The sequence below is a fragment of the Streptomyces sp. AgN23 genome (genome assembly GCF_001598115.1).
Classification (GTDB): Bacteria; Actinomycetota; Actinomycetes; order Streptomycetales; family Streptomycetaceae; genus Streptomyces; species Streptomyces antimycoticus.
Genome location: NZ_CP007153.1, coordinates 7,106,489 through 7,120,749 on the forward strand (window position 1 = coordinate 7,106,489; position 14,261 = coordinate 7,120,749).

Sequence of the window (14,261 nt, forward strand, 5' to 3'; positions counted from 1 at the left end):
GTCCCTCGTCGGACGGGTGCTGGCCGGACGGCGGTCGTGCGGTCACGGGGTGGTCCTCCCGGAGGTGTCGGGCGTCGGACGGTCGGAAGCGGGGGAGCGGGCGGGGACCGTGCGGCGACGGTCCGTGGGAGCCGGGGCCCGGGGCCGCGCCGGGGCCGGTGCCGCCCGTGTCCCCATGGGTCAGGCGCGGGTGGTGGCGAGGCGGCGGATCGCGGTCATCGGGACGGACAGCCAGTCGGGGCGGTGCCGCGCCTCGTAGAGCACTTCGTAGACGGCCTTGTCGGTCTCATGGGCGCGCAGCAGCTCCGGTTCGTCGCGCGGATCGGTGCCGGACGCCTCCGCATAGCCCGCGCAGTACGCGGCGCGGGTGCGGCCGGCCCACTCCTGCGGGCGCTCATGGCGTCCCACGGCCGCCGCGTAGTCGAAGGACCGCAGCATGCCCGCGATATCGCGCACCGGCGGCTGCGGGCGGCGGCGCTCGGCCAGCGGACGGGACGGCTCGCCCTCGAAGTCGATCAGCGACCACCGCCCGCCTCCGCCACCGCCGCCGTCCCCGGTCAGCAGCGCCTGCCCCAGATGCAGATCGCCGTGGATGCGCTGGGCCGCCCAGGTGCGGCCCGCGCGCCCCAGCGCGGCCAGGTCCTCGTACGCGCCGTGCAGCTCGGCGCGGTACGGCTGGAGGGCGGGCACCGCGCCGGCGGCCGAGTCGAGGCGCTCGCTCATGGCGGCGGCGAGATGGTCGATCTGCGGGCGGCGCAGCACGGAGGTGGGCAGGGCCCGGGCCATCGCCAGATGGACCTCGGCGGTCGCCCGCCCCAGTGCGTGGGCGGCCTCGGTGAAGTCGCCGTCGGCGGCCAGGGCGTCGAGCGCGAGCTGCCAGCCGTCCCGGGAACCGGTCAGGAAGGGCTGCAGCACCCCCAGGGTGACGGGCTCCGGCGGGGGCACGGCGCCCTCGGCCGGCGGCTCGGCCTCGAACCAGGCGGCGGGCGCGGGCACCCGGGTGCAGCCGGTGTGGGCGAGCGCGAGGGGGAGTTCGAGGTCGGGGTTGGTGCCGGGGCTGACCCTGCGGAAAAGTTTGAGAATAAACGTATCGCCGTAGATCACCGAGGAGTTGGACTGCTCGGCGGTCATCACCCGGGGCGGCAGCGCGGAGGGAATCGCGCTGGACGGCTCCCGTACGAAGCGCAGCGGGCCGAGCCGCCCAGGCATCCGCAGCCGCTCCAGCAGCAGCGTGGTGAGCCGGGGGTCGAACAGCGCCTCGTACACCGTCTGCCCGTCCAGCGGCCCGCCGCTGGGCCGGCCGATCAGCGCGGGGGCGAGCGGCGGCGGAAGGGTGGGGCGCGCCCCGAGCAGGAGCTGGTAGCAGTCGCTGGCCGCCGCCCCGCGCCGATGGCCGCAGCCGAAGCCGTGCCGGTGGCCGGGCGGCTCCGGCTGCTGGGCGCGGATCAGCAGATGGAGCAGCCCGGGCATGCCGCCGCCCGACCGCCACGGCAGCAGCTCGGTCGCGGAGACCAGCGCGAAGCCGGTGACGGGACGGCCCTTGCCCGCGAACCAGCGCTGGCGGGGCAGCCACTCGGCGAGCAGCGGCGCGAGCGAGGTGAGCAGCCCGGACGGGCCCGCGGCCGTGGTGGTGCGGATGGCGGACGTCGGGGGCTGGTCCCGCGGTACGGCGGGCGGCGGGTGTTGTGCCCCCCGGGAGAGCGGAGCTTCCGGCATGGCGTCGCGTCCTTTCCCCGGGCACACGACAGATCAGGGCAAAGTGTCCCGGATTGCGGCATTGACTGTGCGACGGTGCGGGACGTGTCGGGCGAGGATCGTCCGTACGGCGAGCTCGGTGTACGCGATCGGGTCCGCCGGTGGCGCATGTGAGTACAGAGTGCCCATGACGGGGGGTCGAAAACGCCCGTACGCGCCCGAGATGGACGCGTACGAAGGAGCGAGGACCGGGGGAGGCCGTGCCCGGCCGAAACCACACGGCGGTCTTGGCGCCTGGGGCGGGCTGTCCCCCTCCCCGCCCCTTCCCACAACTGGGGCTCCGCCCCAGACCCCGCTCCTCAAGCGCCGGAGGGGCTGGAAGGCGGGGCTTCCGCCCCAGACCCCGGGGTCCAGGGGCGGAGCCCCTGTGCCCCGGCCTGCCGTCGACCGTCTGCGCCGCCATCGTGGCTGGTCGCGCCCACGCGGCGGAGCCGCACATCGACACAGCCCCGCGCCCCTTCGGGGCGCCTCAGTCGGTCCAGTGCCCCATCGCCTCGTTGCGCCGCAGCCGGAACCAGTAGAAGCCGTGGCCGGCCATGGTCAGCAGATACGGCAGCTCCCCGATGGCCGGGAAGCGGACCCCGCCGATCAGCTCGACCGGATGGCGGCCCGCGAAGGACTGCAGATCCAGCTCGGTGGGCTGGGCGAAGCGCGAGAAGTTGTTCACGCACAGCACCAGGTCGTCCTCGCCGTCCCGGGTGGAGGGGGCCTCGCGCAGGAAGGCGAGGACCGCCGGGTTGGAGGACGGCAGCTCGGTGAAGGAGCCGAGCCCGAAGGCGGGGTTCTGCTTCCGGATCTCGATCATCCGGCGGGTCCAGTGCAGCAGCGAGGACGGGCTGCTCATGGCCGCCTCGACATTGGTGACCTGATAGCCGTAGACCGGGTCCATGATGGTCGGCAGGAACAGCCGCCCCGGATCGCAGGAGGAGAAGCCCGCGTTCCGGTCGGGGGTCCACTGCATGGGGGTGCGCACGGCGTCGCGGTCGCCGAGCCAGATGTTGTCGCCCATGCCGATCTCGTCGCCGTAGTAGAGGATCGGCGAGCCGGGCAGGGACAGCAGCAGCGCGGTGAACAGCTCGATCTGGTTGCGGTCGTTGTCCAGCAGGGGGGCCAGTCGTCTGCGGATGCCGATGTTGGCCCGCATTCTGGGGTCCTTGGCGTACTCCGCGTACATGTAGTCGCGCTCTTCGTCGGTGACCATCTCCAGCGTCAGCTCGTCGTGGTTGCGCAGGAAGATGCCCCACTGACAGCCGGAGGGGATGGCGGGGGTCTTGGCGAGGATCTCCGAGACCGGATAGCGGGACTCGCGCCGCACCGCCATGAAGATGCGCGGCATCACCGGGAAGTGGAAGGCCATATGGCATTCGTCGCCGCCCGCCGTGAAGTCGCCGAAGTAGTCGACGACGTCCTCCGGCCACTGATTGGCCTCGGCCAGCAGCACGGTGTCGGGGTAGTGGGCGTCGATCTCGGCCCGGACGCGCTTGAGCAGCTCATGGGTGCGCGGGAGGTTCTCGCAGTTGGTGCCCTCCTCGGCATACAGATACGGGACGGCGTCGAGCCGGAATCCGTCGATGCCCAGGTCCAGCCAGAAGCGCAGGGCGGCCAGTACTTCCTCCTGGACGGCCGGGTTCTCGAAGTTGAGATCCGGCTGGTGCGAGAAGAAGCGGTGCCAGTAGTACTGCTTGCGTACCGGATCAAAGGTCCAGTTGGACGCCTCGGTGTCGACGAAGATGATCCGCGCGTCCTGGTACTGCTTGTCGTCGTCGGCCCATACGTAGTACTCGCCGTACGGTCCGTCCGGGTCGCTGCGGGACTCCTGGAACCATGGATGCTGGTCGCTCGTGTGGTTCATGACAAAGTCGATGATCACGCGCATCCCGCGCTGATGCGCGGCGTCGACGAACTCCACGAAGTCCGCGAGGTCCCCGAACTCCGGCAGCACGGCGGTGTAGTCCGAGACGTCATAGCCGCCGTCGCGCAGCGGTGAGGCGAAGAACGGCGGCAGCCACAGGCAGTCCACGCCCAGCCACTGCAGATAGTCCAGCTTGGCCGTCAGGCCCTTGAGGTCGCCGACGCCGTCCCCGTTGCTGTCCTGGAAGGAGCGCACCAGGACCTCGTAGAAGACGGCGCGCTTGAACCAGTCGGGATCACGGTCCTTCGCGGGCGTGTCCTCGAACGTGTCCGGTACGGGCTCGTTGACGATCATGTTGTGGGTGACCCTCCGATCGGTGAGGACGGTCGCAGGGACAGCACATGTGCCGGAGCCACCTCACGCCCCGGCTCCAGGCGCACATAGTTGTCCCTGCCCCAGTGATAGGTCTCGCCGGTGAGCTCGTCGCGCACCGGGACGGACTCATGCCACTCGAGGCCGAGTTCCGGCATGTTCAACGAGACCGTCGCCTCCTGGGTGTGGTGAGGGTCCAGGTTGACGACCGTGACCACACACGAGTCGCCGGCGCGCTTGGAGTAGACGATGACGGAATCGTTGTCGGCGTGGTGGAATCTGAGGTTGCGCAGCCGCCGCAGGGCGGGATGGCGGCGGCGCAGCCGGTTCAGCCGGGCGAGCAGCGGCGTGATCGTTCTGCCCTCGCGCTCGGCCGCCGCCCAGTCGCGCGGCCGTAGCTGATACTTCTCCGAGTCCAGGTACTCCTCGCTCCCCGCCCGCACCGGGGTGTTCTCGCACAGTTCGTAACCCGCGTAGACGCCCCAGGTGGGCGAGAGGGTGGCGGCGAGCACGGCCCGCGCCTCGAAGGCGGGGCGGCCGCCCTCCTGGAGGTAGGCGTGCAGGATGTCGGGGGTGTTGACGAAGAAGTTGGGCCGCATCCAGGCGGCCGCGTCCCCGGCCAGCTCGGTGAGGTAGTCGGTGAGTTCCTGTTTGGTGTTCCGCCAGGTGAAGTAGGTGTACGACTGGTGGAAGCCGACCGCGCCGAGGGTGTTCATCATCGCCGGGCGGGTGAACGCCTCGGCGAGGAAGAGGACATCGGGGTGGGTGCGGTGGATGTCGCCGAGCACCTTCTCCCAGAAGACCACCGGTTTGGTGTGCGGATTGTCCACCCGGAAGATCCGCACCCCGTGCTCCATCCAGAAGCGCAGCACCCGCTCGGTCTCCCGGACCAGGCCGTGGAAGTCCCGGTCGAAGGCTACGGGAAAGATGTCCTGGTACTTCTTGGGCGGGTTCTCGGCGTACGCGACGGTGCCGTCGGCGCGCTGGTGGAACCACTCGGGGTGCTCGGTGACCCAGGGGTGGTCCGGGGAGCACTGGAGCGCGAAGTCCAGCGCGACCTCCATGCGCAGCTCACGGGCGCGCGCCACGAAGTGGTCGAAGTCCTCCAGAGTGCCGAGGTCGGGATGGATCGCGTCATGGCCGCCGTCGGCCGAGCCGATGGCCCACGGGGAGCCCACGTCGAAGGGGCCGGCGGAGAGGGTGTTGTTGGGGCCCTTGCGGAAGGCGGTGCCGATGGGGTGGATCGGCGGCAGATAGACGACGTCGAAGCCCGCTGCGGCCAGGGCGGGCAGTCGCTCGGCGGCGGTGCGCAGGGTGCCGCTGACCGGCCGCCGCCCCTCGGCCACCCTGGCCCCCTCCGAGCGGGGGAAGAGCTCGTACCAGGAGCCGAACAGCGCACGCTCCCGGTCCACCTGCAGCGGCATCGGGCGCGAGGAGGTGACCAACTCCCGCAGGGGATGGCGGTCGAGGGCCGCGGTCACATCGGGCGCGAGCGCGGCGGCGAGCCGGTCGGCCACCGGGCGGCGCTCGTCGCGCAGCCCGTCGACGGCCGCCAGGACCGCCTCCCGGCCGTCGTTCTTGGGCACTCCGGTGGCGGCCCGCTCATGCAGCCGGGCCCCCTCCTCCAGGACCAGATCGGTGTCGATCCCGGCCGGGATCTTGATCCGGGCGTGGTGGCGCCAGGTGGCGATCGGATCGCTCCATGCCTCGACGGTGTACGTCCAGCGGCCGGGCGCGCCGGGCGTGACCTCGGCGCCCCAGCGGTCGGTGCCGGGGGCGAGTTCGCGCATCGGGGTCCAGGGGCCCGAGCGCCCGGATGGATCGCGGAGGACCACATTGGCGTTGACCGCGTCATGGCCCTCCCGGAACACGGTGGCGCTGACCTCGAAGGTCTCGTCCACCACCGCCTTGGCGGGGCGGCGGCCGCAGTCGATCAGCGGGCGGATATCCAGAATGGGAATGCGACCGATCATAGGATCACCTGACGGCGTTGCGGATGGAGACGCTAGGGCGGCTTTTGTCCTTTGTATCGGTTTTGCCGCCGGGCGATGGGTTGCGGGCATGACAGCTCCTGTCCGCGTTCACTCTGGTGGGCGGATGGGGTCGGCCATGGGGGGCGCGCGTGGAAAGCCTTCCCCTGTGGAACGGGGAGACAATCCGGGTTCCCGTTAACTACCGGTTCGTAACGCCGGGTACATGAATCGGTCCCGCCCGTAGGCGGGACCGTCCACCCGATACGTTCTGTCGCTACGTCAGTTGGCTACCCGCGGCAGACGGTTCGGTGAGCCCGCGCCCGCGTCGCGCACCCGGCCCCTGCTCGCCCCGGCTATCAATGCCGCGCCCACCTGGGCCGGAGTGGCGAAGCGGTGGCCGGCCAGATACAGCGCGGCGGCGCCCGCGACATGCGGGGCCGCCATCGAGGTGCCCGACAGCGTCCTGGTCGCCGTATCGCCGGCGTTCGACGCCGAGACGATCCGGTCGCCGGGCGCGAACAGGTCAATGCCGGGGCCCCAGTTGGAGAAGCCCGAGCGCCGGTCGGCGCGGTCGGTCGAGCCCACCGTGAGCGCCCCCGGCACCCGGCCCGGCGAGAACGAGGCGGCGGGCCGGTCCTGATTGCCCGCCGCCACGGTGAAGACCAGACCGGCCGCGATCCCCGTCCGCACCGCCGCGTCCCATTCGGGCAGCGGGGTGGCGGCCGCCGAGCCCAGGCTCAGATTGACCACCGCGGGCCGCTTGGCGTGTCGCAGTACCCAGTCCATCCCGGCCAGCACCTGGGCGATGGTGCCCTCGCCCCGGTCGTCCAGCACCCGGACGGCCACGATCGCGGCCTTCTTCGCCACGCCATAGCGGGTGCCCGCCGCCGTGGCGGCCACATGGGTGCCATGGCCGTTGCCGTCCTCGGCCACCGGATCGTCGTCCACGAAGTCCCAGCCGGAGCGGGCCCGGCCGCCGAAGTCCTCATGGGAGGCGCGGACCCCGGAGTCGATGACATAGATCGTGGTCCCGCGCCCGCCGCCGCCGGGCGCGGTGTACGCCCCGTCCAGCGGCCGGTCCGGCTGGTCGATCCGGTCCAGGCCCCAGGGCGGCCGCGCCTGGCGGCGGGGCGGGACCGGCAGCCGCAACCGGGTCCACCGCAGGGACACCCGCTCGTCCCGGGTCACCGAGGCGATGCGCGGATCGGCCGCCAGCCGCCCGGCCTGCGCCGCGTTCGCCCGTACCGCGTAGCCGTTGAGCGCGGAGCCGTAGACCCGGCGCACCCGCGCCCCGTACCGCTCGACCAGCGCCCGGCCCGCCCCGGACGCCGCCGGGGGCGCTCCTGTGCCCCGCTTCAGGGCGACGATATAGCCGTGGTCCGCCGCGATCTGGCCGTGGGCCCCAGCCCCGCCCGTGGCCTGGACCCCCTGCGCGGGAACGGTCTGAGCGGGCGACAAGACCACCAGGACCACCGCGACGACGGCGGCCGGCGCCGCCACCCTCCGCCGGGGGCCCGCAGACGCGCATGCCATGGAACGATCCCCTCCCCAACTCGACGGCGCAAGCGTGGCGTGGGACGAAAGATCCCGACAAGGGCGCATCAGGGGGCGTAAAACGTGACGGCCTCTCGCGCCAGCAGCCGCAGCGCCGCCTCCGACGGCGAACCCGGCTCCGCCCCGTACATCAGCAGCCCGTGGCCCCCCGAGTCCGGCAGCCGGGTCATCTCGAAGTCCAGCTCCAGCGGCCCCACCAGCGGGTGGTGGAAGGACTTGGTGCCGAACGCGCACCGGCGCACCGGATGGCGCGACCACAGCGCCGCGAACTCCGCGCACTTCATGGACAGTTCGCCGACCAGCTCGGCGAGCCGCCGGTCGTCGGGGTGCGCGCCCGCCGCCACCCGCAGCGAGGAGACCGCCCGCCGCGCCTCGCCCGGCCAGTCCGGATACAGCTCACGGGTGTGCGGATCGAGGAACAGCATCCGCTGGGTATTGGGCCGGGCGGCGGGCCGCTCGGGCGCGTCGGCGCGCAGATGCCCGGCGATCAGGGCATGCCCCAGCGGATTCCACGCCAGGACGTCGAAGCGGCGGTCGAGGACCACGGCCGGTACCCCGTCCATCGCGGCGATCAGCCGCCGGGTCGCCGGGCGCGCGGAGCCGGCGCGCGGCGCGGGACGGCGCGCGGTGCGCGGCGGACGGGCCAGATTGCTCAAGTGCGCCCGCTCGTCGGGGCTCAGCCGCAGCGCGCGGGCGATGGCGTCCAGCACCCCGTCCGAGGCACCGGTGGACTGGCCCTGTTCCAGCCGGGTGTAGTACGCCACGCTCACCCCGGCCAGCTGCGCCAGCTCCTCGCGGCGCAGCCCCGGGACGCGGCGCCGGGTCCCGTACGCGACCAGGCCGACGTCCTCGGGGCGCAGCCCGGCGCGGCGGGTGCGCAGAAAACTCCCCAGCTCGGCGGTTGTGTCCATACCCGCCAGTGTCGGGCATGGGCACGCGCCGTGCCTGTCCCTGCGAGGGTCAGGCACGGCGCGCGGCGGTTCGTGGCTAGGCGGCGATCACCTGTAGGTGATGTCCGAGGAGCTGTACTTGCAGTAGGTGCCGTCGGGGCCGCTGCCGTTCTCGGTGGGCTCCTTGCCCGTGTTGTTCCCGATGTACTTCTGGCAGGGGACGATCTTCTTGCTGCTGTCCCCGATGATCGTGATGCCGCGCAGGGTCAGCGAGTCGCCGTAGTTGGTGTTGATTCCGCCGATGGCCTTGCCCGGGGCGGTGACCTCGGTGTTGCTCACGTTGATGGTGCGCTTGTACTGCGATGAGCAGTTGCCGCAGGAGCGGACCAGCTTGCCGAAGTCCTGGACGGCGAAGCCCGAGATGTTGAGCGTGCCGCCGCCGTTGAACTGGAACACCTTGTCGGACGCCTTGCGGGCGCCACCGCCGATCACGTTGTACGTCTTGCCGGTGCCGCGGAAGGTGGCGGCGTCCTCGCCGACATCCTCCCACCAGACGTTCTGCAGGGTGCAGCTGCCGGCGCAGTGCACGCCGTCGGCCGCCGGGGCGCCGAGGATGACGTTCTTCAGGGTGGCGCCGTCCTTCAGGTCGAACAGCGGGTCCTGGCCCTCGTCCTGGCCGCCGGAGCCCAGGTCGCCGGAGCCGTAGTAGCGCTTCATCCCGCCGTCGACGGTCCCGCTGACCGGGATGCTCTTGGTGACCGCCTGGCTGCCGTTGGGCGAGGGCCAGCTGGCGGCGGAGGCGGCGGGCAGGGTCAGCCCGGTGGTGATCGCCCCCGCAGTGAGGGCGACGGCGCCGAGGACGGCGGCCGCCGCCCGGTGCCTGGTGCGTGATTCGGACATGCCAATTCTCCTTCTGTGCGGGTGGGTACGCAGGTGCGTCGGGTGGTCTCAGGGGGTGGTGATGGCCGGCCGCGGCGGGGTCGCCATCTTGTCGCCGAGGAAGAAGCTGGGGTGCGGGGGCTGGTTGTAGGCGGTGTTCTGCCAGGCCAGCGCCTCGCGGTACTGCCGGTCATGGAGCAGCGTGGTGATCTTCCGGTCGGTCTCGTACGGCGTGGAGTAGATCCGCAGCGCCTTGTTGTCGCTGGTCGGCCAGACCACCTCCTCGCGCCAGTCGCCGAGGATGTCACCGGACAGCGACGGGGTGGCCTTGGTGCCGTTGTTGGAGTGCACCCCGGAGCCGGTGAGCAGCCGGGCGTCACCCGAGGTGCCGTACTTGTCGATGTGGGTGCCGTCCAGCAGCTCGCGCACCGGATCGCCGTCCCACCAGGCCAGGAAGTTGATCGAGGAGGGCTTGCGGCCCTTGGCGCCGCCGCCCTCGTCGCGGATCTGGTCGTCCCGCGCGGACCACATCTCGGCGCCGTCGTTGCCCGCCCAGATGTCACCGGCCACACCGCGCCCGTTGTCCCCGCCGGACGCGGTGGACCACAGCACCTGGCCGGTGCGGGCGTCGGCGAAGTACGAGCCCGGCTTGGCGGAGTCCTCGTCCACCTTGAAGTACTCCAGACCCGGCCGCGCGGGGTCGAGGTCGCCGAGGTGGGCGGCGTCGCCGTGGCCGTATCTGTTGGTCCACAGCCCCGAGCCGTTGTCGTCCACGGCCATCGAGCCGTAGACGATCTCGTCCCTGCCGTCGCCGTCCACATCGCCGGTGGCCAGCGCGTGGTTGCCCTGGCCGTCGTAGCCCTTGCCGGTGTTGGTGGAGCTGTTGGTGTCGAACGTCCACTGCCGGGTGAGCTGGCCTCCGCTGAACCTCCAGGCGGAGATCACGGTGCGGGTGTAGTAGCCGCGCGCCTCGATCAGCGAGGGGGTGGAGCCGTTGAGATACGCCGTCCCGGCCAGGAAGCGGTCCACGCGGTTGCCGTAGGAGTCGCCCCAGGAGGAGACGGTGCCGCGCGGCGGGACGTAGTCCACCGTGCTCATCGCGGCGCCCGTACGGCCGTTGAACATCGTCAGATATTCGGGTCCGCTGAGCACATAGCCGCTGGAGTCGCGGTAGTCGGCGGAGGCGCTGCCGATGGTCTTACCGGCGCCGTCGACCGTGCCGTCCGCGGTCTTCATCGCGATCTCGGCCTGGCCGTCGCCGTCGTAGTCGTACACCTGGAACTGGGTGTAGTGGGCGCCGGAGCGGATGTTGCGGCCCAGGTCGATCCGCCACAGCCGCTGCCCCTGGAGGGTGTAGCCGTCGACGACGGTGTTGCCGGTGACGCCCGACTGGGAGTTGTCCTTGGCGTTGGTCGGCTGCCACTTCAGGACGAAGTCCAGGTCGCCGTCGCCGTCGAGGTCGCCCACCGAGGCGTCATTCGCCTCATAGGTGTAGTCCGAGCCGCCCGCCGGGGGTGAGATCGGGACATCGTAGTACCCCGGGCGGAACTGGATCGCGCTCGGCGAGGCGGGCTGCTCCGCCCCGCCCACGATGGCCCGCACGGTGTAGTCGGCGCTGTTCGGCACGTCCTTGTGCAGGTAGTTGGTGGTGGTGATGGGGGAGGAGTTGACCTTGACGGCGCCCCGGTAGAGGTTGAACGTCACACCGTCCGGGTCGGTGGCCAGCCAGCGCCAGCTGACCAGGTTGTCATTGCCGGTGTGCACGCTCACCAGCCCCCGGTCCAGCTTCTCGAGCTGGGCCGCGGCGGCCGCCTTCGGCGCGGGCCCCTTGCCCCCGGCGGCCTCCGAGACGCTCACCAGCGAGGTGACGGTCAGCGCGCCCGCCGCGCAGGCGGCCGCCATCATCCGGACGCGGGCCGGCGTCCTCCGCACCGGGGATCTGAGCGGATGAGCGGGGGGTGGAGTGTGCGAACTGTCCCGAGAGCGCACGTGGTCCTCCAAGGCAGGGGGGAAGGTATGCCCCCTAGTCGTCCCCTTGGCCGGAAAGGTTGCCGCCTTCGGGCCGACTTCTCGGGAGCGGGGCGAAACAGCCGAAACGGGGACTCGTCGGCCGCTACCGTCGAAGGGTGAAGGCCATTCGTCGATTCAGCGTGCGTCCCGTGCTTCCGGAGCCCCTGCGACCGCTCCACCGGCTGGCGCGCAATCTGCGCTGGTCCTGGCATCCCGAGACCCGCGAGCTCTTCGAGTCCGTGGACCCCGAGGGGTGGCGGGAGTCGGGCGGGGATCCGGTGCGGCTGCTGGGCGCCGTGCCCGTCTCCCGGCTCGCGGACCTCGCCGAGGACCGCTCCTTCCTGCGGCGTCTCACGGCGGCCGCGGACGATCTGCACGACTATCTGACCGGTCCGCGCTGGTACCAGGGGCGGGTCGCCGCGGAGGACCGCGCGGGGCCCGGCGCGTCCGCGCCCTCGGGCGCGCCCGTACCGTCCGTACCCCCAGGCGCGCCCGCGCCATCAGGCGCGTCCGTACCCTCCGCCACGTCCGTACCTTCCGGACCGCCCGCCCCCTCCGGACTCCCCACCGCCATCGCCTACTTCTCGCCGGAATTCGGGATCACCGCCGCCCTGCCCCAGTACTCCGGCGGCCTGGGCATCCTCGCCGGTGACCACCTCAAGGCCGCCAGCGACCTCGGCGTGCCCCTGATGGGCGTCGGACTGCTCTACCGCCACGGCTACTTCCGGCAGTCGCTCTCCCGCGAGGGCTGGCAGCAGGAGCACTATCCGGTCCTGGATCCCGACGAACTGCCGCTCACCCAGCTGTGCGAGGCGGACGGCCGGCCCGTCCGGATCCCGCTCACCCTGCCCGGCGGCCGACCCCTCCACGCCCGCGTCTGGCAGGCCCAGGTGGGCAGGGTGCCACTGCTGCTGCTCGACTCCGATGTGGAGGAGAACGGCCACGGCGAGCGCGAGGTCACCGACCGGCTCTACGGCGGCGGCAGCGAGCACCGGCTGCTCCAGGAGATGCTGCTGGGCATCGGCGGCGTCCGCGCCCTGCGCGCGTACTGCGGGCTCACCGGCCACCCCGAACCCGAGGTGTTCCACACCAACGAGGGCCACGCCGGATTCCAGGGCCTGGAGCGCATCCGCGAACTGATCGCCGGCGGCGCCGGCTTCGACGCCGCCCATGAGGCGGTGCGGGCCGGGACCGTCTTCACCACCCACACCCCCGTGCCCGCCGGTATCGACCGCTTCGACCGCGAGCTGGTCGCCCGCCACTTCGGTGACGACGCCGAGCTGCCGGGGATCGAGGTCGAGCGGATCCTCGCGCTCGGCATGGAGACCTACCCCGGCGGCGAGCCGGGCCTCTTCAACATGGCCGTGATGGGGCTGCGGCTGGCCCAGCGCGCCAACGGGGTGTCCACGCTGCACGGCCGCGTCAGCCGGGAGATGTTAGCCGGGCTCTGGCCCGGGTTCGACCCCGAGGAGGTGCCCATCACCTCCATCACCAACGGGGTGCACGCACCCACCTGGACGGCCCCCGAGGTCACCCGGCTCGGCGCCCGCCAGTTCGGCCACCTCGCCGACTCCGAGCTGTGGGAGCTGCGCCGCACCCTGCGCAAGCGGCTGGTCGCCGAGGCCCGGCAGCGGCTGTACGCGTCCTGGCGGCAGCGCGGCGCGGGCACCGCCGAGCTGGGCTGGATCGACGGGGTGCTCGACCCCGACGTCCTCACCATCGGCTTCGCCCGCCGCGTCCCCTCCTACAAGCGGCTCACCCTGATGCTGCGCGACCAGGACCGGCTGATGGAACTGCTGCTCCACCCCGAGCGGCCGGTCCAGATCGTCGTCGCGGGCAAGGCCCACCCGGCCGACGACGGCGGCAAGCGCCTCGTCCAGGAACTCGTCCGCTTCGCCGACGACCCCCGGGTGCGCCACCGCCTGGTCTTCCTGCCCGACTACGGCATGGGCATGGCCCAGCAGCTCTACCCCGGCTGCGACGTCTGGCTCAACAACCCGCTGCGCCCGCTGGAGGCATGCGGCACCAGCGGCATGAAGGCCGCCCTGAACGGCTGTCTCAACCTCTCCGTCCTCGACGGCTGGTGGGACGAGTGGTACGAACCGGACTTCGGCTGGGCCATCCCCACCGCCGACGGCGACGCCATCGACGAGACCCGCCGCGACGACCTGGAGGCCGCCGCCCTCTACGACCTGCTGGAGCAGCGGGTCGCCCCGCGCTTCTACGACCGCGGCCCGGACGGCCTCCCCGGCCGCTGGATCGCGATGGTCCGCCGCACCCTCACCACCCTCGGCCCCAAGGTGCTCGCGGGCCGCATGGTCCGCGAATACGCCGAGCGCCTCTACGCCCCCGCCGCCCGCTCCCACCGGGCCCTGAACCTCGCGGCGGCCGCCGAACTGGCCACCTGGAAGACCCGAATCCGCGCCGCCTGGCCGGACGTCGCCGTCGACCACGTCGAGGCCCACCTCACCCCACCCGCCCCGGGCGGCGCCGCCGAACTCGGCTCGACGCTCTCCCTCCGCGTCCGGGTGCGCCTGGGCGGCCTGGACCCGGCGGACGTCGAGGTCCAGGCCGTGGCGGGCCGGGTGGACGACACCGACCGCATCACCGACGCCACCCACGTCCCCCTCAAACCCACCGCGGGGCCCGACCTCGAGGGCCGCCACCTCTACGAAGGCCCCCTGGCCCTCAACCGCACCGGCCCCTTCGGCTACACGGTCCGCGTCCTCCCCGCCCACCCCCTCCTGGCCCACCCCGCCGAACCGGGCCTCATCGCCATCCCCTCGGAGGCCACGTCCGAAGCGGCGGGAGTCCTGATGCGCTGAGCCCTCGGCGGCTAGACTGGTGATGGACCGTCCGGCACGGGGGAAAGTGCCGCCCCATGTCCGACGTCTCGGGGCGCACGAAAATAGCCGGCCGCCGCCTGCGTGGCGGCCGGAATCGCGACGGTCCCGGAGAGCGCCGCTCTCCGGCTGT

8 protein-coding genes are annotated in these 14,261 nt (G+C 72.2%); 1 reads left to right on the top strand and 7 read right to left on the bottom strand.

Translation table 11 applies throughout. The features are described from left to right. Nucleotides 1–180: 180 nt before the first annotated feature. From AS97_RS31010 to AS97_RS31040, 7 genes are all read right to left on the bottom strand, one after another. Complete coding sequence (locus AS97_RS31010; RefSeq protein WP_086711889.1) at nucleotides 181–1,716, bottom strand: phosphotransferase; 1,536 nt, start codon at nucleotides 1,714–1,716, stop codon at nucleotides 181–183. A 508-nt stretch (nucleotides 1,717–2,224) separates the two neighbouring features. Beyond that, nucleotides 2,225–3,961 (bottom strand): maltose alpha-D-glucosyltransferase, encoded by a 1,737-nt coding sequence (treS, locus tag AS97_RS31015; RefSeq protein WP_059148552.1) that lies wholly within the window; start codon nucleotides 3,959–3,961, stop codon nucleotides 2,225–2,227. After that, on the bottom strand, nucleotides 3,958–5,952 hold the full coding sequence (locus AS97_RS31020) for an alpha-1,4-glucan--maltose-1-phosphate maltosyltransferase (protein WP_059148553.1): 1,995 nt from the start codon (nucleotides 5,950–5,952) through the stop codon (nucleotides 3,958–3,960). Before AS97_RS31020 ends, treS begins: the two co-directional genes overlap by 4 nt. Nucleotides 5,953–6,231: 279 nt before the next feature. Beyond that, on the bottom strand, nucleotides 6,232–7,485 hold the full coding sequence (locus AS97_RS31025) for a S8 family peptidase (protein WP_059148554.1): 1,254 nt from the start codon (nucleotides 7,483–7,485) through the stop codon (nucleotides 6,232–6,234). 68 nt (nucleotides 7,486–7,553) lie between these two features. Next, nucleotides 7,554–8,417: a helix-turn-helix transcriptional regulator gene (locus AS97_RS31030; protein WP_210566041.1), complete on the bottom strand. Its 864-nt coding sequence runs from the start codon at nucleotides 8,415–8,417 to the stop codon at nucleotides 7,554–7,556. Nucleotides 8,418–8,504: 87 nt separating this feature from the next. Continuing rightward, the gene (locus tag AS97_RS31035) at nucleotides 8,505–9,296 is read right to left on the bottom strand and encodes a pectate lyase (protein WP_059148556.1); all 792 of its coding nucleotides are present in this window, start codon (nucleotides 9,294–9,296) and stop codon (nucleotides 8,505–8,507) included. 48 nt (nucleotides 9,297–9,344) lie between these two features. Further along, nucleotides 9,345–11,177, bottom strand: coding sequence for a rhamnogalacturonan lyase (locus tag AS97_RS31040; protein WP_247204841.1), 1,833 nt, complete (start codon nucleotides 11,175–11,177; stop codon nucleotides 9,345–9,347). 224 nt (nucleotides 11,178–11,401) lie between these two features. On the opposite strand from AS97_RS31040, the gene glgP reads away from it, so the two are divergent. Beyond that, nucleotides 11,402–14,110 (top strand): alpha-glucan family phosphorylase, encoded by a 2,709-nt coding sequence (gene glgP, locus AS97_RS31045; RefSeq protein WP_210566042.1) that lies wholly within the window; start codon nucleotides 11,402–11,404, stop codon nucleotides 14,108–14,110. The last annotated feature ends 151 nt before the right edge of the window (nucleotides 14,111–14,261 follow it).

Excerpts from the sequence above, each read along its gene's own strand:
- AS97_RS31035 (WP_059148556.1), bottom strand. The coding sequence starts at position 9,296 with ATGTCCGAATCACGCACCAGGCACCGGGCGGCGGCCGCCGTCCTCGGC.
- AS97_RS31010 (WP_086711889.1), bottom strand. The coding sequence starts at position 1,716 with ATGCCGGAAGCTCCGCTCTCCCGGGGGGCACAACACCCGCCGCCCGCC.
- AS97_RS31020 (WP_059148553.1), bottom strand. The coding sequence starts at position 5,952 with ATGATCGGTCGCATTCCCATTCTGGATATCCGCCCGCTGATCGACTGC.
- AS97_RS31025 (WP_059148554.1), bottom strand. The coding sequence starts at position 7,485 with ATGGCATGCGCGTCTGCGGGCCCCCGGCGGAGGGTGGCGGCGCCGGCC.
- AS97_RS31040 (WP_247204841.1), bottom strand. The coding sequence starts at position 11,177 with ATGGCGGCCGCCTGCGCGGCGGGCGCGCTGACCGTCACCTCGCTGGTG.
- treS (WP_059148552.1), bottom strand. The coding sequence starts at position 3,961 with ATGATCGTCAACGAGCCCGTACCGGACACGTTCGAGGACACGCCCGCG.
- AS97_RS31030 (WP_210566041.1), bottom strand. The coding sequence starts at position 8,417 with ATGGACACAACCGCCGAGCTGGGGAGTTTTCTGCGCACCCGCCGCGCC.